The sequence below is a fragment of the Rhizobium sp. 11_C7_N12_5 genome (genome assembly GCF_051811145.1).
Taxonomy (GTDB): domain Bacteria; phylum Pseudomonadota; class Alphaproteobacteria; order Rhizobiales; family Rhizobiaceae; genus Rhizobium; species Rhizobium lusitanum.
This window is the reverse complement of record NZ_JBPWPY010000001.1, coordinates 907,454-927,216: the sequence shown is the minus strand read 5'-3', so window position 1 is coordinate 927,216 and position 19,763 is coordinate 907,454. Positions and strand designations below refer to the sequence as shown.

Here is a 19,763-nt window from a genome sequence, read left to right as displayed (position 1 = left end):
CAGGCCCGACAAACGGAACTGCGTGGCAACGATCCCCCTCGAATGCCCGAATGCTATGTCATAAAAACGCTACATAGCACGAATGCCTACTATTACCGCGTTCCGTTCCACATTAAACCCCTATTCGATCACAAATGGGATAGAACTGTGGCGAGGAAGCCACCACCTCAAGGATAATCAAGAGGCGGCTTCACCTTCCATTTCGGTACGCGACGTCAGCACCTTGTCGATCAGACCCCATTCCTTTGCCTCATCGGAGGACATGAAATGGTCACGATCGAGCGTCTGCTCGACTTCTTCATATGTCCGGCCGCAATGCTTCACGTAAACTTCGTTCAGGCGACGCTTCATCTTGATGATGTCGCGCGCATGACGTTCGATGTCCGAAGCCTGCCCCTGGAAACCGCCGGACGGCTGGTGAACCATGATGCGGGAATTCGGCGTGGCGAAGCGCATATCCTTGTCGCCGGCGGCAAGCAGCAGCGAACCCATCGAGGCTGCCTGGCCGATGCACAGCGTCGAAACGGCCGGCTTGATGAACTGCATCGTGTCATAGATCGCCATGCCGGCAGTCACGACGCCGCCCGGCGAATTGATGTAGAGCGCAATTTCCTTCTTCGGGTTTTCCGCCTCGAGGAACAGAAGCTGGGCGCAAACCAACGTGGCCATATGGTCTTCGACAGGCCCGGTCAGGAAGATGATACGTTCCTTCAGCAGGCGGGAATAGATGTCGTAAGACCGTTCCCCACGGTTGGTCTGTTCAACAACCATCGGCACCAGAGCCATAGCTGTATCGACTGGATTTCTCATGTGCGTCCTTTACCAAGCTTGCCCCGGCGGCAAAAGCGCCGGGAATCGAATAAAATCCGTTACCCCTACATAGAGTGTCACTGCCCTGCACTTCAAGACGCACGAAAGCATAACCTCAAAAAGCACTAATGCCCTAGGAAGCGTTGACAAAGCATTTCTAATCGCCGCTTTCGCAATGCCAACCGGGCGGGTGTCGTGCCATGCGCAATTCACCGCTTTTCCCGACCGCAGGGTGAAGGAAGCATAAAGGACGGTGCCGGTACGGTGCAGGCGGAAACGGCCAAAATTTACCAAGACACTTAAGGAACTTACCATCTTATTCGGCAAGGATAGGCCAGTCGCAGGAACCGTCCGCTCTTTCGCGCCGACGGGTTGGCCCTGGCAAGGAGAAATGCTGATCGTGCTTAACATGACCACAGGGTTGATCATCTGGTGCTCGGAAGCCATCACCCTGGCGGCCGTATTTCTTCTTGCCTGGTGGCACGATCGCCGATCGCCCGCCTATCTGATGTGGGCGCTGGGCTTTATCGTGAATGCGATTGGATTTGCGCTGGTGGCGGCCCGCGGTTTCATTCCCGACATATTGTCGGTCGAGATCGGCAATGCGATCGCGCTGCTTGGCGAAAGCGCCTGGATTGCCGGCTTTCGATGGCTCGACAAGCGCAAGCTCGAATGGTCGGCCCTGCTGCCACCCGTCATCTGGCTGGTCGGCGTCAGCCTGCCATGGGTCAATGACAGCTTCGTCAATCGCATCATCGTCCATGACCTGGCCGGCGCGGTCGGCGCGACATTGCTCGCCTGTGCGGTCCGCCCCGCCGAAGGTCGGCGGGAACAGGCGCGCGGCCAGTTAGGCTTTGTGTTCATGGCTCTAGCCTGCCTTTGCTTCGTGTCCTCCGTCGGGATGGCACTGTTCGCTCCCACGCAGGAAGAGGCCTTGATCTATCGTGGCTATGTGGCGCTCGGCGATGCGCTGTTCATCACGGTCGCCGTCGCATTGATGGGCAAGTTGCTGATGGAGCGCGCGGAGCGTCGTTGGCGGGCAATTTCCATCACCGATACGCTGACCGGCGTTTTGAACCGCCGCGGCCTTCAGGACAGCTACGAGATTCTTGCCGGAGAGGGACAACGGCAGCCGCAAAAGCTCGCCGCGCTGTTGTTCGATCTCGACCACTTCAAGACGATCAACGATCGTTACGGACACCAGACGGGCGATCTCGTTCTCATCGAATTTGCGCGCATCGCCCACCAGTTCGTGCCGCGCGGCGGCGCGTTCGGCCGCATGGGCGGCGAGGAATTCGTCGCCTTCGTCCCCATAGACGATCAGGCACAGGCCGAGGCGCTGGCGGAAACGATCCGCGCCGATTTCTGCCGCGTCCCGCTGCTCGCGGGTCGTTCCCTGGTGCCGGCGACGGTCAGCATCGGCGTGGCAATCATGCCGCGTGACACTGTCAGCTGGGATCGGCTCGTCTCCTCCGCCGATCGCGCGCTCTACGCCGCCAAGCGCGCAGGCCGCAATTGCATCATCGTCTTCGACGAAATGGAAATCGCAAAGACGGTCGACGCGCCGCCAGACACAGATGGCGGCGAACTGGTTCCGACACTCGATGACCAGATTCACGCCCTGCGACGCATGGGCAAGCTCGCCGGCATGTGACGGGCTTTTCCGGCGCGATTTATTCCGATAATCCTTGTCATCATGATCACATCTTCCCTCCTCTCCATCGATTCGGCGGCCCGCCGCGTCTCTCTCGACGCCCGCGATCCCGCCTTCTATACGAATCCCAATGCGGTCTACGCCGCCTTGCATGCTCAATGTCCCACCTTTTACTGGGAGGAGCAGAAACAATGGTATTTCATAGGCTATGACCATGTGAACGGGCTGCTGCGCGACCGCCGCTTCGGCCGCCAGATCCTGCACATCGCCACGCGTGAAGAGCTCGGCATGCCGGCACCTCTGCCGCATCTGAAGAATTTCGATCTTGCCGAACAGTACTCGCTCCTCGAAATCGAACCGCCCGAGCACACGCGCCTGCGCACCCTCGTCAACCGCGCCTTCGTGTCCCGCCATGTCGAGAAGATGAAACCGGAACTGGCCGAACTGGCCACCCGCCTGATCGACGGCTTCGAGAAGGACGGTGAGGTCGAGCTTCTGTCGGCCTTTGCCGACGTCATTCCCGTCACCATGATCGCGCGGATGATCGGCATACCGGAAGAAATGGGGCCACAGCTGCTGAAGTGGTCCCACGCCTATGTCCGCATGTACATGTTCGGCCGTACGGCTGCCGACGAAGACGCGGCGGATCAGGCCGCAAAGGAATTCGCCGACTATGTGAAAACCGTCATCCGCGAGCGCCGCGCCAATCCGCGCGACGATCTGTTGACGCACATGATCACCACCGAGCACAAGGGTCAGTATCTGACCGAAGACGAACTGGTGTCGACGACGATCGTGCTGCTCAATGCCGGCCATGAAGCGACGGTGCATCAGATCGGCAATTCCGTGCGCGTCATTCTGGAAAGCGATTATTCGCCGGCCGAGCTCTTCAAGGACGAGGCGACGACGGAACGAACGGTGGAAGAGACGCTGCGCATCTGCGCGCCCGTGCACATCTTCGACCGCTGGTGCCTGGAGTTGACGGAAATCGACGGGATCTCCTTTCAGCGCGGCGACAAGGTGGCGATGATCCTTGCAGCCGCCAATCTGGACCCGACGAAATTTTCCGATCCCCTCACCTTCAAGCCCGACCGCAACGAAGCACCCATCCTGTCGTTCGGCGCGGGTATCCATTTCTGCATCGGCGCACCGCTGGCCCGGTTGGAATTGAACGTCGTGCTGCCGATCCTCTTCGAGCGCTTGCCTGGGTTGAAGCTCAAGAGGACGCCCGAGGTCAAGGACGTCTACCAATTCCACGGCCTGGACAAGCTCGAACTGACCTGGTGAGTTCGAGCCGCCCGCCAAAGGCGGGTGTTCGCTGTTTTCGCAGCCCGCGGCACGGCAACCGGCAAAATTCACGTCATGGCTAAAATGCAAAATGGCGCGTCCGACCGGCGCGCCATCTTAAATCTTGGGTTCAGGCGATGCCCGGACCGTATCAGCCGTAACGACCGGTGATGTAGTCTTCCGTGCGCTTCACCTTCGGCGCCTGGAAGATCTGCTCGGTCGGGCCGTATTCGATCAGGTCGCCGAGATACATGAAGGCGGTACTGTCGGAGATGCGGCTCGCCTGCTGCATATTGTGCGTGACGATGACGATCGTGAAATCGCCCTTCAACTGCGACACCAGTTCTTCGACCTTGGCCGTGGAGATCGGATCGAGAGCCGAAGTCGGCTCGTCCAGAAGCAAGACCTCCGGGCGCAGCGCGATGGCGCGGGCGATGCAGAGACGCTGCTGCTGGCCCCCGGAAAGGCCAAGTCCGCTCTGGTGCAACTTTTCCTTCACTTCGCTCCACAACGCCGTTTCCGTCAGCGCCGCTTCGACGCGCACGTCCATCTCCGCCTTGGAAATCTTCTCATAGAGCCGGATGCCGAAAGCGACGTTTTCATAGATCGACATCGGGAACGGTGTTGGCTTCTGGAACACCATGCCGACCTTGGCGCGCAAATCGTTCAGATCGACGTCCTTGGTGAGAATATTGCGGCCGTCCAGCAGGATCTCGCCCGAAACCGTCTGGCCCGGATAGAGGTCATACATCCGGTTGAAGGTGCGCAGCAGTGTGGATTTGCCGCAACCCGAAGGGCCGATGAAGGCAGTGACCGCATTTTTGCGGATGTCCATATTCACACCCTTCAGAACGCGATGGCCGTTCTGATAGGTGAAATCGAGGTTCTTCACCTGAAGTTTCGCGAGCATGCCGAGATCCGACTGAGAAACGGCGTCCTTCCCCGGCTGTGCGTTGACGCTCTGGAAATTGTTGTCGCTCATGTTCATGGTTTCATTCCTATCGTTCGGCGGCTGCGTCATTGGCGACGCCCACTCAAGACACGGGCAAGGATGTTGAGGGCAAGGATGGCAACGGTGATGATCAATGCGCCGGCCCAAGCCAGTTGTTTGAGATCCTCGCCTGCATCGGCGGCGAGCGTGTTGATGGCAACCGGCAGCGTGGCGATTGGACCGGTCAGGTCTGCATTCATGAATTTGCTGTAACCGGCCGTAAAGAGAAGCGGTGCGGTTTCGCCGCTGATGCGGGCGACGGCCAGCAGGATGCCGGTGAGGATGCCCGTCCAGGCGGAACGGTAGACCACCATCATCATGGACTTCCAGCGCGGCGCGCCGAGCGCGGCGGTCGCCTCGCGAAGCGCGTTTGGCACCAGCAACAGCATGTCCTGTGTCGTGCGGTTGACGACCGGAAGGGCGATCAGCGCCAGCGCAAGGATGCCGGCGATGGCAGAGTTGCCGTGCATGGGCACGACCACCGCACCGTAGACGAACACGCCGATGATGATCGAGGGTGCTGACAGCAAAATGTCGTTGAGGAACTTGGCAGCCTCGGCAAGTTTGCTGCCGTTGGCATATTCCACCAGATAGGTGGCGGCGAGAATGCCGATCGGCGCAGCAATCACGATGGCGAGGCCCGTGACCAGCACGGTGCCGTAGATTGCGTTGATCAGACCACCACGCGAGCCCTGGGCCGGGATCGACATGGTGAACACGTCGAGGCTGAGCGCCGATACACCGCGATAAAGGAGGGTCGCAAGGATTACGCTCAGAAAGAATATGCCGAGGACGGCTGCGATGAAGCACAAGACCATCATCACCCGGTTCTTCCCATAACGCCTCGACACGAGGTTCTGACGAATTGCATTGTCCATGGGTTTTTTCCTCAGAGCGAGTCGCCGCGGCCGATCATCCACCGCGCCGCCGCAAGCACGCAGAAGGAAAGGACGAACAGGAGCAGGCCGAGCGCAATCAGGCTCGACAATTGCAGACCGTCGGCATCGCCGAAGTTGTTCGCGATCTGGGCGGAAATGGTGGTGGACGGCGAAATGATCGACGATTGCAGACGGCTCACCGAGCCTATCACGAAAGTGACGGCCATGGTTTCGCCAAGCGCACGACCGAGGCCGAGCATGATGCCGCCGACGAGGCCGCGACGTGTATAGGGGATCAGGATGTGGCGAGCCACTTCCCATGTAGTCATGCCCATGCCGTAAGCGGATTCACGCAGCATCGGCGGCACGGTGGTGAACACATCGCGGGAGATCGCGGTGATGAACGGCAGGATCATGACGGCCAGCACGAGGCTTGCCGTCAGCAGGCCGACGCCCGGCGCCGGCGGCTGGAACAGCAGGCCGATCAACGGCACCTGGCCGACCGTCATCATAAGGAAGGGCAGGATATAGGTCTGCATCAGCGGCACGAGAATGAACAGACCGACGATGCCGTAGATAATGGATGGAACACCGGCCAGAAGCTCGATGGCCGTACTGATCGGACGCCGCAGGCTGCCGGGGCAAAGTTCCGTGAGGAAGATGGCGATGCCGATGCCCAGGGGAATGGCAATCAGCATGGCGATGAACGAACTCACCAGCGTACCGACCACCGCAGGCACAGCACCATAAATATCGGCGGGAGCGCTCCACTTCGTGCCCCAGAGGAACGAAAACCCGAAGGCCTGGAAGGTTGGCAAGGCATCGATGACAAGAACCACAATGATTGCCAGCAGCAGAAGCACGACAAGAGCAGCCGAGCAAAGCGTCATAAAATAGAAAATCCGGTCCTGTCTCCGGAATTTTCTCGTGATGGCGGTGGTATCCAATGCCTGGAAGCCAGCCGTCTGAGTCGCGTCAGCCATCGATTTCCCCTTGTCCTGTCACGAAAGGCGGACAGGGCCAAACCCTGTCCGCCGCACTCTCATCCAGCACAAATTACTTCGTGCCAAAGTCCTTCTTCCAGGACTCTTCGACAACCTTGGCAACAGTTTCCGGAACCGGAAGATAGGACAGGTCGGTCGCGTCCTTCTGGCCCTTTTCATAGGACCACTTGAAGAACTTCAGCGCTGCTTCGTTCTGAGCAGGATCGGCCGGCTTCTTGTAGAGCAGAACCCAGGTCGAAGCTGCAATCGGCCAGCTCTTGTCGCCCGGCTGATTGGTGATGATCAGGTTGAAGTTCTTGGCATGGGCCCAATCGGCGTTGGAAGCGGCAGCCTTGAATGTGTCGAGGCTCGGCTCGATAACCTTGCCTGCCGCATTCTTCATCTTCGCGAAACCGATGTGGTTGGCGACGACATAGGAATATTCAACGTAAGAGATCGAGCCAGCCGTCTGGTTGACAGTGGTGGAAACGCCTTCGGAACCCTTGGCGCCGAAGCCGACCGGCCATTCGACCGCCGTGTTCGAACCAACCTTTTCCTTCCACTCCGGCGAAACCTTCGACAGGTAGTCGGTGAAGTTGAAGGTCGTGCCCGAGCTGTCGGCGCGATAAACGACGGAGATCGGCCCGGAAGGCAGCTTAATGTCGGGGTTGAGGGCCTTGATGGCCGCATCGTCCCACTTGGCGATCTTGCCGAGGAAGATATCGGCCAGCGTCTTGCCGTCGAGAACGAGTTCGCCCGGCTTTACGCCAGCGACGTTATAGGAAACGACGATGCCGCCGGAGATCATCGGGAACTGGGCAATGCCGTTCTTCTCGAGATCAGCGTCGCTCATCGGCTTATCCGAAGCGCCGAATACGATGGTCTTGTCGAGGAGCTGCTTGATGCCGGCGCCCGAACCGACGGACTGGTAGTTGACGACATTGTTCGTCGCAGCCTTATAGCCTTCGGCCCACTTGGACAGAACCGGCGCGATGAAGCTCGAGCCGGCGCCCGTGATGTCGGCAGCCATAGCCGAAGCGGCCATGGTGACAACCAGGCCAGCGGTCAGGCAAAGGGAACGGAGTTTCAGATTAAGCATAGTAGACTCACTTCCTCAAGTGAACAAAAGGATGGCGAGCAGAAGACCGGCACGGGGTACTCATTATAGATGACCTCCCCACCTCAATCTCCTGGCGACAAGGATGGCTCTAAAGACGCATTGTTTCAGTTTGATGACAGTTTAATGAAGCGCCAGTGACACAACCTGCAGCAATGATAATGGCTATCCCGAAAGCACATGGAAAAGCTTGCCGTTCGGCGGAAAACATCGGCCTCCTTGTTTTGATTCAGGGGGCTTTCAGAGACGGATCACATAGTCCTTGCGAGTCGTTTCAATGACTTCCCACGTCCCCTTGAAGCCGGGCCTCAAGATCATGCGGTCGCCGGCGCGCAAATGAAAAGCCTCGCCGTTCTCTGCAGTTACCACCGAATAGCCGGAGAGGATATGAAAGTACTCCCACTCGTCATAGACGATTTTCCATTTGCCCGGCGACGCCTCCCAGATACCCGCGTAAAGGCCGCCATCGGCCTCATCGAGGTTCCAGGTGCGAAAGCTCGGAGTTCCCGAGACGAGCCGATCTGCAGCGGGCGCGCCGGTCTCCGGCTCGACGCCATCGATATTCAATCGCAGATATGCCGTCACAAATGCCTCCTGTCGATGCGCTTCGGCGGCAAAGCCTCAGCAGTCCGCGGTCGCTTCCTTGCGATCACGGGACCGAGACAAGCACGAAACGACGACCCATCAAAGATAGCCGGCAGGCTTTTTCAGCCCTTTATCGACGCGGCCCTCAGACTTTCGCCAGTGCCTGCTCCAGGTCGGCGATGATGTCCTTGACGTCTTCGATGCCGACCGACAGACGCACCACATCGGGGCCGGCGCCGGCGGCGACCTTCTGTTCGTCGGTCAACTGCTTGTGCGTCGTCGAGGCGGGATGGATGACCAGAGAGCGCGTGTCGCCGATGTTGGCGAGATGCGAGAAGAGTTCCAGTCCCTCCACCAGTCCCTTGCCCGCTTCATAGCCGCCTTTCAGTCCGAAGGTGAAGACCGATCCCGCCCCCTTCGGCGAGTAGCGCTGCTGCAGAGCATGGTTCGGATCATCCTCGAGCCCGGCATAGTTCACCCAGGCCACCTTCTCCTGCTCCTTCAGCCACCGCGCGACGGCAAGCGCATTGTCGGAATGGCGCTGCATGCGCAGCGGCAGCGTCTCGATGCCAGTCAGAATGAGGAAGGCGTTGAACGGCGAGATTGCCGGGCCGAGATCGCGCAGACCGAGGACGCGGCACGCAATGGCGAAGGCAAAATTGCCGAACGTCGCGTGCAGCACGACACCATTATATTCCGGCCTCGGCGCCGACAGCATCGGATAGTTGCCGGAAGCCGACCAATTGAAGGTGCCGCCATCGATGATGACACCACCCATGGAATTGCCGTGTCCGCCGAGGAATTTCGTCAGCGAGTGCACGACGATGTCGGCGCCATGTTCCAATGGCCGGATGAGATAAGGACTTGCCATGGTGTTGTCGACGATCAGCGGCAGACCATGCCTGTGGGCAACGGCGGCGATCGCGTCGATATCGACGAAGGTGCCGCCGGGATTGGCGAGGCTCTCGATGAAGATGGCGCGCGTGTGGTCATCGATCTGGGCTTCGAAGGTGGAGGGATCGGCTGAATCGGCCCAACGCACCCGCCAATCGAAATTCTTGAAGGAATTGCCGAACTGATTGATGGAGCCGCCGTAAAGCCTCTTGGCGGCGACGAAATTGTCGCCCGGCCGCATGATGGTGTGGAAGACGAGCATCTGGGCGGCATGACCCGAAGCGACCGCAAGTCCCGCCGTTCCGCCTTCCAGAGCGGCCACCCGCTCCTCGAGCACGGCCTGTGTCGGGTTCATGATGCGCGTATAGATATTGCCGAACTGCTGCAGCCCGAAGAGTGCCGCGGCATGATCGGCATCCTGGAAGACGAAAGATGTCGTCTGATAGATCGGCGTGGCGCGAGCGCCCGTCGTCGGATCCGGCTGCGCGCCTGCGTGGACGGCCAGCGTGTCGAAACCCGGATTGTTCGTCGGCATGATTTTTCCTCCCGCCAGTTTTATCTGTGACGGGGAAATCATAGCGTCTGGCGTATGAAAGTTAACCGCGAACTTTGCTGCACTTTCCGGCCCGCGGGAAAAACGTGCCCGCTTTCAGCCGGATCGCGCGATAAACGGCCACATGCCCGCAACTGCGCTTCCCGTCCGGTCAGGCAACCAGACGCGGATATTCGATGGCCGGGCAGCGGTCCATGACGACCCTGACGCCCGCGGCCTCGGCTCTAGCCGCCGCCGCGTCATCGCGCACGCCGAGCTGGCCCCAGATGACAGGCGGCCTTGGCTCAATCATGATGGTCTCCTCGACCACCGCGCGCAGATATTCGGGCGCCCGGAAAACATCGACCATGTCCACCGGCTCGGGAATATCGGACAGATGCGCGTAGACCCACTGCCCGAGGATTTCCTTGCCGGCTTGCCCGGGGTTGACCGGAATGACACGATACCCCCTGTTCAGCAGATAGGCCATGACGCCATTGCTCGGCCGCGCCGGATTGGGCGAAGCGCCGACGAGCGCGATGGTCCTTACGGATAGAAGGATGTCAGCAATATAGGAATCATCATAATTATTGTGGTTCATCACCAAGCCTCCCAACTCGATCACACTTGCGTTTTCGCCACAGATATAGAAACCGCGGCGGCAGTTTCCACGTATATATTACATTATAACAACTTCAGGGAGGATTAACCCGATGAAAAAGATCGTACTCCTGGGCCTGCTGATCACATCGGCAGCCTCGCCGGCGATGGCGATTTCGCGATATAACTCCATGTCCATGACCTGCGCCGAAGCCAGGGCGACCATCAGTCGCGAGCGCGCGGTGATCATGCGCTATCCGGCCAAAAGAACACCCAACATGACGCTTTACGATCGCTATGTCGTCAATAGCGATGCGTGCGACCTCGGCTACTATACCTATCAGGATTATCTGCCGACGAAGGATCGCGCCTCCTGCCCTGTCTATACGTGTCGGCCGACCACTGATCTCGATGACGATGAATTGATTTTCCGGCGCTGATCATAATCAGCCAGGGCTGGTGATTGAATACAACCGTTTTCGATCACACAGACGGGCACGACCCTTGATTGTCTTAAGTATAGCGCGCTGCCGCCATGGCAGTCTGCGATAGCGCAATGATGCGCCTCAATTGGGAGTGTGTTCCAAAGCGCTTTCACCCGCTTTACCCCGGTCAACTCCAGCACGTTCTCATGAAATACAACTTCTGTTCACTATTCATTCATATTCAATTAGTAAAGTCTTATAAAAGAAGACCGAAAATGAGAACCGATTGCGAACACGCAATATATGCAAATTCATTAATTTTCCACAGAATATTTTTTGGTTCTTCGCCGACCTATACCGCAGGAAACATTGCATCAGGAGTTTTATACCTGAAACCATAACCCGCTTTTTCAAAGATTTATACCGTTGCCAACGCCAATCTCTGTAATATTCTTCGATATCTGCAATTTTATCCACACTATTTTGCGTTGCAGCAGGATCGGTCAGCGTTAACGGCCGCTCCATCGGGTCAAGGCCGCACCAAAAGATTGTGTAGTCATTTTTTTCAACAATGCAATGTGATGTCTCTTCGAGTAAGGCTGGCCTAATTCTACCCTTGCGTTCACATGGCATGCGATACTTGTTCGCACCTCACGCTCCAATAAATTAGTAATATCTAATTTTAGAGGCGTGCGTCGGAACATACGGCGAACCCATCTACTGACCTCGACAACCCGCCATCTGAACGGGCGGCGGCATGTTTGCGACTAGAACATCCCGTTGCTTTTTGTCGTATTACGGGTCAAATGGCAGTCACTTTCCCACAAAACATCAAGCTTTTGTTGGCTAGCGTTCATTTCAGAGGTTCCTGTGTCTTTCGACGTCATCGCTCTTGTCCTTTTCGGTGCCTTACTGCACGCGACATGGAATGCGATTATCAAGGCGGGAACCGATAAGTCGCTGGATGCCGCACTGGTTTCGGCTGGTGGCGCGGCTGCAGCCCTGCCCTTGCTGCCGTTCCTGCCGCTACCGGCCTCCGCGGCCTGGCCGTTCATCGGCGCTTCGGCGATCCTCCAGTTCGCTTATTTCCAGCTTGTCGCGGCGGCCTACCGCGCCGGCGACATCGGCCTCGTCTATCCGCTGATGCGGGGTGTCGCGCCGTTGATCATCGTTTCCACAAGCAGTTTCATTCTCAAGGAGACGCTTTCGGGTGGCGCCCTGATCGGCACGATGACCATCTGCGCCGGGATATTGACGCTTGCCTTCGAGGCACGAAAAGGCAGCCGCCGCGCGATCGTGCTGGCGCTTGCCAACGCCGCTGTCATCGCGACCTATACCTATGTCGACGGCATCGGCGCGCGGATATCCGGCAATTCCATATCCTATACGCTGTGGATGTCGCTCCTGCCGCCGGTCCTTCTGTTTGCATGGGCAATCTCGCAGCGCGGCGTCAATGCCGTCGCCGCCCACATCCGCTACAATTGGTGGCGCGGGCTTATCGGCGGCGGCGGTTCGATCATCTCGTACGGGCTTGCCTTATGGGCGATGACCAAGGCTCCGGTCGCCATGGTTGCCGCCCTGCGCGAGACGTCGATCCTCTTCGCGCTGGTCATCTCCGTCGTCGTTTTGAAGGAGCGCTCAAGCATCTGGCGTTACGTCGCTGGCGCGATTATCGCCGCCGGCGTCCTGGTTTTGCGGCTGGGTTGACGCTCTCTGTATGTGGTATAATTATACCGCTTATGTAACCAGTTGATTTCACTTATTTATTTTTGCAGCCGCCAAATTTCGATATGTTGACGTTGGCATCAGTTCGCCTTATAAGCCGCCACAGATCGCAGCCTTTCCGGGCTGCTTTCTTTTTGGCGTGCGTTTACACGCCAAATCAAGCAACAAGAAACGCCCTGATGCCTTCGGGTCCGGGGTCCTAAAAGAGAGTATTCGACATGGCAACCTTCTCCCAGAAGCCTGCAGAGGTGGAGAAGAAGTGGATTCTCATCGACGCCGAAGGGCTCGTCGTTGGTCGTCTCGCTTCTATCATCGCAATGCGTCTGCGTGGCAAGCATAAAGCTACCTTCACGCCGCACGTCGACGACGGCGACAACGTCATCGTCATCAATGCCGACAAGATCGTTTTCACCGGCAAGAAGTACGAAGACAAGGTTTACTACTGGCACACCGGTTATGCCGGCGGCATCAAGGAGCGTACGGCTCGTCAGATCATCGAAGGCCGCTTCCCGGAGCGCGTCGTCGAAAAGGCTGTCGAGCGCATGGTTCCCCGCGGCCCGCTCGGCCGTCGCCAGATGAAGAACCTGCGCGTCTACGCCGGCTCGAACCATCCCCATGAAGCCCAGCAGCCAGTCGTTCTCGACGTGGCCAAGCTCAACAAGAAGAACGTAAGGAGCGCCTGATAATGGCTGATCTCTCTTCCCTGAAGGATCTCGGCACGGTATCGGAAGCAGCTGCTCCCGTTCACGTCCGCAAGGTTGACTCGCTCGGTCGCTCCTACGCGACCGGCAAGCGCAAGGACGCTGTCGCTCGTGTATGGCTCAAGGCCGGCTCGGGCAAGATCATCGTCAACGGCAAGGACTACACGGCCTATTTCGCCCGTCCGGTTCTGCAGATGATCCTGCGCCAGCCGATCTTCGCCGCTGCTCGTGACGGCCAGTTCGACATCATCGCAACCGTTGCCGGCGGTGGTCTCTCCGGCCAGGCCGGCGCCGTTCGTCACGGCCTGTCCAAGGCGCTCACCTACTTCGAACCCGGCCTGCGCCCGGTCCTGAAGAAGGGCGGCTTCCTGACCCGCGACAGCCGCGTCGTCGAACGCAAGAAGTACGGCCGTGCGAAGGCACGTCGTTCGTTCCAGTTCTCCAAGCGTTAATCGCTTACCCGAGATCGGAATTTGGAAAGGCTGGGTGCGAACCCGGCCTTTTTGTTTTTACACGTGCACGGCAAAAGTGCATATCTGTCGAGGCAAGTCATGCCTCCGATGGCATACTCGGGCCTTCTTCATGAGGAGTGCACACATGCTCAGATTCGCTTTGCCCATCTTGTTCGTGTTTGCCGGCATATCGCCAGCCCTTTGCGACGATGCCGGACAGGCACCGCCGCCAGACAAGGCGGCGGAGATGCAGAGCATGAAGGACTTTCTTCAAGCGAACTCCGATTGCCGCGAGTTCACCGATAGCTGTTCCTACTGCGTTGTGACCGATGGTCGCGCCGATTGCTCCACGCCGCAAATCGCCTGCGTGAAAAAGGAATATCAATGCACGGCCAGATCGGGCAAATAGGCATTCGAGGCCCGCTCCCTCGCGATTCACACCGAAGCTCGCGAATCCCGTTCGCCCCAAGAGGCACGCCATGAGCACAGACAGACCATCGCATTTCGCGGATACGCCGCAGCCGCCCTATTACATCGTTTCCTTTTCCTCCATCCGCACGCCGGGAGACAACGGCTATGGAGCCATGGGCGAACGCATGGAGACACTCGCACTGGCGCAGGACGGCTGTCTCGGGCTCGAGAGCGCGCGGGGCGCCGACGGCTTCGGCATCACCATCTCCTTCTGGCGGGACGAGGAAAGCATTCTTGCCTGGAAGAATGTTGTGTCGCATCTGGCAGCGCAGAAGCTCGGGCGCGAGCGCTGGTACGAGCAATATAAGGTTCGCATAGCGCGGGTAGAACGGGCCTATGATTTCCATGCGAGCAAAGGAGACGCCCTTGCCGAGCACGTCGATTGACCATGCCTTTACCGCGACAAATCTGACCTCGGCCGCCAGCGACCCGACCTTTGCCGGCGCGCTATCCTTCATGCGCCGCCGCTTTACAAAATCGCTCGAAGAGGTCGATGCCGTGGTCTGGGGCATACCCTTCGATGCCGCGACCTCCAACCGGCCGGGAACGCGCTTCGGGCCGCAGGCGATCCGCCGCGCCTCGGCCATCTTCGACAATGACCCGCAATATCCCTTCAATCGCGATCTCTTTGCCGAGATGTCCGTCATCGACTACGGCGACTGCCTGCTCGATTACGGCAATCATCAGGAAACGCCCGCCGCAATCGAGCGGCAGGCCGCAGCGATCCTCGACAGCGGCGCTTTCATGCTGACGCTGGGCGGCGACCATTTCATCACGTGGCCACTGCTGAAAGCGCATGCGGCCAAGCATGGTCCCCTAGCCCTTGTGCAGTTCGATGCGCATCAGGACACATGGTTTGATGACGGCCGACGGCTCGACCACGGTTCCTTCGTCGCCCGCGCTGTCCGCGATGGCCTCATCGATCCTGATCGCTCCATCCAGATCGGCATACGCACGCATGCGCCTGATGATTTCGGCATCCAGATTCTCTACGGCCATCAGGTGGAAGACATGAGCGCCGCCGATATCGCCTCGACGATCATCTCCCACACCCAGGGCGCACCCGCCTATCTGACCTTCGATATCGATTGCCTCGACCCCGCCTATGCGCCGGGTACGGGAACGCCGGTAGCCGGTGGCCCCTCCAGCGCGAAGATCCTCTCGACGCTTCAACGCCTGGATCAGCTCGACATCAGAGGCGCGGATGTCGTCGAGGTGTCGCCTGCCTACGACCATGCCGATATCGCCGCCATTGCAGGGGCAACAGTAGCGATGTATATGCTCGGTCTCCACGCTGAAAGGCGTGCGGCTGGACGTTAGGGCATGATCCCGAAAAGTGTGAAACGGTTTTCGGATAAGATCATGACCAGACAATTGCAGCCGTTATCATTTTGAATCAACTCCATGGCAAACTGAGTCCGGAAATACTCTGAACCTATTGAAAGAGCAGGAATAAGATGGCACCGAAGATCTTCATCGATGGCGAACACGGAACCACGGGCTTGCAGATCCGCACGCGCATGGCCGACCGCCGTGATGTCGAACTCCTGTCCATTCCTGAAGCCGAACGGCGCAATCCCGCCATGCGCGAGGACATGCTGAACAGCGCCGATATCGCCATTCTCTGCCTGCCCGACGATGCGTCGAAGGAAGCGGTGAAAATGGTCGCGGCCAACAACAATGTCCGCGTCATCGACACGTCCACCGCCTTCCGTATCCATCCGGATTGGGCCTATGGCTTTGCCGAGATGGACAGCAATCAGGGCAATAAGATCAGGGCTGCGCGTTTCGTCGCCAATCCGGGCTGCTATCCCACAGGCGCGATCGGTCTCATCCGTCCGCTGCGCGCCGCCGGCATCATTCCGGCGGACTATCCTGTGACGGTCAATGCCGTTTCCGGCTATACCGGTGGCGGCAAGCAGATGATCGCCCAGATGGAAAACCCCGATCATCCGGATGCGATCAGCGCTCCGCACTTCCTTTACGGCCTGTCGCTGACCCACAAGCACGTGCCTGAGATGACGACGCATGGCCTGCTCGACCGTGCACCGATCTTCTCGCCATCCGTCGGCCGCTTCCCGCAGGGTATGATCGTGCAGGTGCCGCTGTATCTCGGCGATCTGGCTGAAGGTGCTACACTGGAAAGCATTCACGCCGCACTCTCAGCCCATTATGCCGGCCAGGATATCGTTCAGGTCGTCCCGCTCGACGAGAGCCGTGCCCTGCCGCGCGTCAACGCTGTTGAACTGGCGGGCAAGGACACAATGAAGCTCTTCGTGTTCGGTACGCCGGGCGCCGGCCAGGTCAATCTGGTGGCGCTGCTCGACAATCTCGGCAAGGGTGCGTCGGGTGCTGCGGTACAGAATATGGATCTGATGCTGAGCGCCTGAGGCGCCGAACGCCGGCCTACAAGCGGACACTCCATGCACCCGGCCCGATCATCCCGTCGAGGATAGATCAGGCCGGGCTCCTTCGTGTCACGCAGAGATCCCCCGTCAATTCGACAGTCTCCAAGCGCCTGCGGCCACAATTCCGCCTTGTCGCTAAATTAGCAGCCTCTACACAAAAAAGTGATCGGCTGTGATGCGGCGCGACCAATTGTCGGCCGGATTTATTCCTTAACCGCTTCGCTGGCCCGGATGACTGGGCCGTCGAAGACACCGCTATTTTCAATCAATATTCAAGAATGAACCAGCGTAAAGGAATTGGTTACCATAATTCGGCATGCTTCCAGACAGTCGGCAGTGTGGTGGTCGTGATGCGGGTTCCGCGTCGAGACGCGTGTGCATCTGTGAGCCGGCATGGTGTCTGTGTAGTTTGGATAACGAGTATCATGGCGTTTGTGACCGATGGCTTCGGTAGCTTCAATTCGCGTTTCGGCTACGCCTCGCGACGGAAAAAATCCTTCAGCATCCGCCCCGGCACATTGGCCACCGGCGTCGCCGTGGTGGCCTTCGCCTGGGTCGCCGCCACGCTGATCACCACGCAATCGATGGTGCTGTCCCTCCCCGGCGCGACCAGCACAGCCAATGATTTTCTGACGCCGCGGGCATCCGCCTTCATCGTGCCGCAAGGCCACATGGCGCATCCTGCCCGCCTCTCCAGCCAGGTCGCATCGCTGAACGAGCGGAGCCGCTTCGGCAGCGCGCCGGCGAACGCACCGGTGGGCGGGGCAACCCATGAGCTGACGAAGGATGACGCAGTTCAGGCGAAGACCGCCAATCGGGACGCCGTGCGCTTGCAGCTGGCGAACGCTCTGGCGCAACAGACATCCGAGATCAAGCTGGCTCGAAGCGAGGCAGCGAGCATTAAGAGCGGCCGTGTCGAAGTGGCAGCCTCGCCGGAGGCAATCGACCATCTGCGCAAGGTGATCGCGGTCAACTTTGCCGCCGCGGTCCAATCACTGGCCCAAGTAAAATACGCCGCCGCCTCCATACCGGCGGTGGGTCCGGCAAACTCCGTTCCGGAGCCGGTCGCCGTTGCGTCGGCAGCCCCCGTTGCAAACCTGCCTGCAATTGCCGAAGCGACACCGCTGCCGGCCAAGGACGCCGATATCGCAATGGCGGAAGCTGTGCTGAGCGTGGTGCCGATGGCCCGCCCCGACCGCGAGCCGGAGGTACAGCGCACCAATATCCCAGCGTCAGCCGCCATTGCCAGGGCAACGATCAAGGATACCCCCGCGCAGCCACCGGCGCGTCTCATGGCTTATGCGAATCCGGACGACAGCTCCGTGCGCAAGACGAAGCCGTTCCTCAATCCCTTTGCCGCCATCAGCCCGGGCGAAGGTACGGCCATCTACGACATCGAGGCGAAGACCGTCTATCTGCCGAGCGGCGAGCGTCTGGAAGCCCATTCCGGCCTCGGTTACATGCGTGACAATCCGCGTTATGTCGACCGCAAAAATACCGGCCCGACGCCGCCTGAGACTTATAAGCTGACGTACAGGGAAAGCCCGTTCCATGGCGTACAGGCGCTGCGCCTAACACCCACAGGCGGCTCCCGCGTCTATGGCCGCGACGGCTTGCTGGCTCATACGTACATGCTCAGAGGAGGCCGAGCAGAATCGAATGGCTGCGTGGTCTTTAAGGATTACAATCGCTTCCTCGCCGCCTTCAAGCGCGGTGAAATCAAGCACTTGAAAGTCGTGTCGCGGATGTCGTCGGCGGCAAGTGTCGCCTCAGCACGCTAAGAAGGATTGAATTGAGGCGCGATGCGCCTCAATCTCCCACGACGATCGACGTCTGGCGCGGCAATTCGCCATAAAAGCCCCGCCAATTGGCGATCGCGAAACCAAAGACGATCAAAGCACCCGCCTGATGCGCCAATGCCAGGTGTAACGGCACCTGCAGCAGCAGCGTGGTGATGCCGAGTATCGCCTGAATCAGCACAAGCAGGAACAGGACGACCGAGCGGCGTGCATGTGTCGTCTGCGGCGCTGCGCCCAGCGAAATGATCATGTTGATGGCGACGACGATGAATAGCGCATAGGCGCCGAGGCGATGGATGAACTGCACCGTCTTCGGATTTTCGAAGAAATTGATCCAGCCCGGCGACTGTACGAGCAATCCATCCGGGACTATGGCGCCATCCATGAGCGGCCAGGTGTTGTAACTCAGGCCGGCATCCAACCCGGCGACGAGAGCGCCGAGATAGATCTGAAATAGCGCCATAATGGCAATGAGGCCCGCCAGCTTCGCCGAATAGCGGGTCGGCGCCGGTTCGTTCGAATGCGGCGACAGCGCGCGCATGAACCACATGCAGGCGGCAAAGATCAGACAGGCGGTGACGAGATGGATGGCGAGGCGATACTGGCTGACGTCCGTGCGCGCCTCCAGGCCGGATGACACCATCCACCAGCCGATCGCGCCCTGCAGGCCTCCGAGCAGAAAGATACCGGCAAGCGGCAGCCAAAGCTTGCGTTCGACACGGCCGGTCAGGACGAAGAACAGCAGGGGTAGGCCGAAGATGATGCCGATGGCGCGCGCGAGCAGGCGGTGTGCCCATTCCCACCAGAAAATGCCCTTGAACTCGCCGACCGTCATGTCCTTGTTCAGGAGCCGGAATTGCGGAATGCGCTTGTAGAGGTCGAATTCCTCCTGCCATTCCTGGGCATTGAGAGGCGGGATGACGCCGTGGATCGGCTGCCACTGGGTGATCGACAGGCCGGAATTGGTCAGGCGCGTCGCACCGCCCACCAGCACCAGGCCGAAGAGAACCAGCAGCACACAGGCAAGCCAGAGGCGGATGGCGCGGCGATTGCGGTCCTGGCGGACCACCTCCTTCAATATAGCCTGTTCCGACGTGAAATTAGTGGCAGCCATGACGTCTCCCTTCGATCAGGCTGTTGATTTGCCCGATAGGGGCGTGCAAAACAAGTCCCGGGAGTTTGCGGCATGCCGTCGCGGCATGTCGTCGTAAGAGGAGAGACCACCCCGTGCCCCTTCGCCTGCGCAAATTCATAGGCATGATCCTGCTTGTGCTGTTGGTTGCAATCTATGCGATCGTTGCCATGATCGTTGCAGTGCGCACGCTCGGAGATCAACCCGGCTGGGTCCATTTCCTCTACTTCCTGTTCAGCGGCATCATCTGGGTGCTGCCGGCCATGGGGATCATCAAATGGATGGCCGGGCCGCGTCCGCAATAGCCGCTGCGCTGGGG

General features: G+C 59.2%; 21 protein-coding genes. 12 read left to right on the top strand and 9 right to left on the bottom strand.

Translation table 11 applies throughout. The features are described 5' to 3' along the window. Positions 1 to 177: 177 nt before the first annotated feature. Entirely contained in the window at positions 178 to 810 is a 633-nt protein-coding gene (gene clpP, locus AB8B29_RS04525) for an ATP-dependent Clp endopeptidase proteolytic subunit ClpP (protein WP_037194184.1), read from the bottom strand. A gap of 391 nt (positions 811 to 1,201) precedes the next feature. On the opposite strand from clpP, the gene AB8B29_RS04520 reads away from it, so the two are divergent. Together AB8B29_RS04520 and AB8B29_RS04515 are read left to right on the top strand one after the other, a co-directional pair. Further along, positions 1,202 to 2,464 (top strand): GGDEF domain-containing protein, encoded by a 1,263-nt coding sequence (locus AB8B29_RS04520; RefSeq protein ID WP_210255675.1) that lies wholly within the window; start codon positions 1,202 to 1,204, stop codon positions 2,462 to 2,464. Between the two features lie 42 nt (positions 2,465 to 2,506). Further along, the gene (locus AB8B29_RS04515) at positions 2,507 to 3,751 is read left to right on the top strand and encodes a cytochrome P450 (protein ID WP_047639209.1); all 1,245 of its coding nucleotides are present in this window, start codon (positions 2,507 to 2,509) and stop codon (positions 3,749 to 3,751) included. A gap of 151 nt (positions 3,752 to 3,902) precedes the next feature. On the opposite strand, the gene pstB is transcribed toward AB8B29_RS04515, so the two are convergent. The 7 genes from pstB to AB8B29_RS04480 all read right to left on the bottom strand — a co-directional run bounded on the left by pstB (position 3,903) and on the right by AB8B29_RS04480 (position 10,332). Then, positions 3,903 to 4,661: a phosphate ABC transporter ATP-binding protein PstB gene (pstB, locus tag AB8B29_RS04510; protein ID WP_202032638.1), complete on the bottom strand. Its 759-nt coding sequence runs from the start codon at positions 4,659 to 4,661 to the stop codon at positions 3,903 to 3,905. A 107-nt stretch (positions 4,662 to 4,768) separates the two neighbouring features. Beyond that, a complete protein-coding gene (pstA, locus tag AB8B29_RS04505) occupies positions 4,769 to 5,620 on the bottom strand; it encodes a phosphate ABC transporter permease PstA (RefSeq protein WP_051963349.1) in 852 nt (283 codons plus the stop codon). An 11-nt stretch (positions 5,621 to 5,631) separates the two neighbouring features. Further along, positions 5,632 to 6,603, bottom strand: a complete 972-nt coding sequence (gene pstC, locus AB8B29_RS04500) for a phosphate ABC transporter permease subunit PstC (RefSeq protein ID WP_037194180.1) — start codon at positions 6,601 to 6,603, stop codon at positions 5,632 to 5,634. 73 nt (positions 6,604 to 6,676) lie between these two features. Continuing rightward, positions 6,677 to 7,702, bottom strand: a complete 1,026-nt coding sequence (gene pstS, locus AB8B29_RS04495) for a phosphate ABC transporter substrate-binding protein PstS (RefSeq protein WP_047553033.1) — start codon at positions 7,700 to 7,702, stop codon at positions 6,677 to 6,679. A 258-nt stretch (positions 7,703 to 7,960) separates the two neighbouring features. Beyond that, positions 7,961 to 8,305 (bottom strand): cupin domain-containing protein, encoded by a 345-nt coding sequence (locus tag AB8B29_RS04490; RefSeq protein WP_037194428.1) that lies wholly within the window; start codon positions 8,303 to 8,305, stop codon positions 7,961 to 7,963. Between the two features lie 145 nt (positions 8,306 to 8,450). Continuing rightward, a complete protein-coding gene (locus AB8B29_RS04485) occupies positions 8,451 to 9,734 on the bottom strand; it encodes an O-acetylhomoserine aminocarboxypropyltransferase (protein ID WP_113118933.1) in 1,284 nt (427 codons plus the stop codon). A gap of 169 nt (positions 9,735 to 9,903) precedes the next feature. Next, positions 9,904 to 10,332, bottom strand: a complete 429-nt coding sequence (locus AB8B29_RS04480; protein WP_037194426.1) for a CoA-binding protein — start codon at positions 10,330 to 10,332, stop codon at positions 9,904 to 9,906. Positions 10,333 to 10,444: 112 nt separating this feature from the next. On the opposite strand from AB8B29_RS04480, the gene AB8B29_RS04475 reads away from it, so the two are divergent. The 9 genes from AB8B29_RS04475 (at position 10,445) to AB8B29_RS04435 (ending at position 18,294) form a co-directional block, all read left to right on the top strand. Continuing rightward, the gene (locus AB8B29_RS04475; protein ID WP_439006169.1) at positions 10,445 to 10,771 is read left to right on the top strand and encodes a hypothetical protein; all 327 of its coding nucleotides are present in this window, start codon (positions 10,445 to 10,447) and stop codon (positions 10,769 to 10,771) included. 855 nt (positions 10,772 to 11,626) lie between these two features. After that, positions 11,627 to 12,463, top strand: coding sequence for an EamA family transporter (locus AB8B29_RS04470; RefSeq protein ID WP_047553024.1), 837 nt, complete (start codon positions 11,627 to 11,629; stop codon positions 12,461 to 12,463). Positions 12,464 to 12,699: 236 nt separating this feature from the next. Next, positions 12,700 to 13,164, top strand: coding sequence for a 50S ribosomal protein L13 (gene rplM / locus AB8B29_RS04465; protein WP_034507580.1), 465 nt, complete (start codon positions 12,700 to 12,702; stop codon positions 13,162 to 13,164). A gap of 2 nt (positions 13,165 to 13,166) precedes the next feature. Continuing rightward, positions 13,167 to 13,634, top strand: coding sequence for a 30S ribosomal protein S9 (gene rpsI, locus AB8B29_RS04460; RefSeq protein WP_037194169.1), 468 nt, complete (start codon positions 13,167 to 13,169; stop codon positions 13,632 to 13,634). A gap of 145 nt (positions 13,635 to 13,779) precedes the next feature. Further along, positions 13,780 to 14,043 carry a hypothetical protein gene (locus AB8B29_RS04455; protein ID WP_037194167.1) on the top strand — a complete coding sequence of 88 codons (264 nt, stop codon included), beginning with the start codon at positions 13,780 to 13,782 and terminating at the stop codon, positions 14,041 to 14,043. A gap of 70 nt (positions 14,044 to 14,113) precedes the next feature. Continuing rightward, a complete protein-coding gene (locus AB8B29_RS04450; protein WP_037194163.1) occupies positions 14,114 to 14,491 on the top strand; it encodes an antibiotic biosynthesis monooxygenase family protein in 378 nt (125 codons plus the stop codon). Beyond that, complete coding sequence (gene speB / locus AB8B29_RS04445; RefSeq protein WP_047639207.1) at positions 14,472 to 15,425, top strand: agmatinase; 954 nt, start codon at positions 14,472 to 14,474, stop codon at positions 15,423 to 15,425. Before AB8B29_RS04450 ends, speB begins: the two co-directional genes overlap by 20 nt. 137 nt (positions 15,426 to 15,562) lie before the next feature. Beyond that, entirely contained in the window at positions 15,563 to 16,495 is a 933-nt protein-coding gene (gene argC / locus AB8B29_RS04440) for an N-acetyl-gamma-glutamyl-phosphate reductase (protein ID WP_037194159.1), read from the top strand. Between the two features lie 443 nt (positions 16,496 to 16,938). Next, positions 16,939 to 18,294 (top strand): DUF2778 domain-containing protein, encoded by a 1,356-nt coding sequence (locus tag AB8B29_RS04435; RefSeq protein ID WP_037194157.1) that lies wholly within the window; start codon positions 16,939 to 16,941, stop codon positions 18,292 to 18,294. Positions 18,295 to 18,322: 28 nt separating this feature from the next. On the opposite strand, the gene AB8B29_RS04430 is transcribed toward AB8B29_RS04435, so the two are convergent. After that, positions 18,323 to 19,426, bottom strand: a complete 1,104-nt coding sequence (locus AB8B29_RS04430) for a COX15/CtaA family protein (protein ID WP_037194155.1) — start codon at positions 19,424 to 19,426, stop codon at positions 18,323 to 18,325. A gap of 113 nt (positions 19,427 to 19,539) precedes the next feature. Here AB8B29_RS04430 and AB8B29_RS04425 point away from each other — a divergent pair, with 113 nt between their 5' ends. Next, the gene (locus AB8B29_RS04425; protein ID WP_037194153.1) at positions 19,540 to 19,749 is read left to right on the top strand and encodes a DUF2842 domain-containing protein; all 210 of its coding nucleotides are present in this window, start codon (positions 19,540 to 19,542) and stop codon (positions 19,747 to 19,749) included. Positions 19,750 to 19,763: the final 14 nt, after the last annotated feature.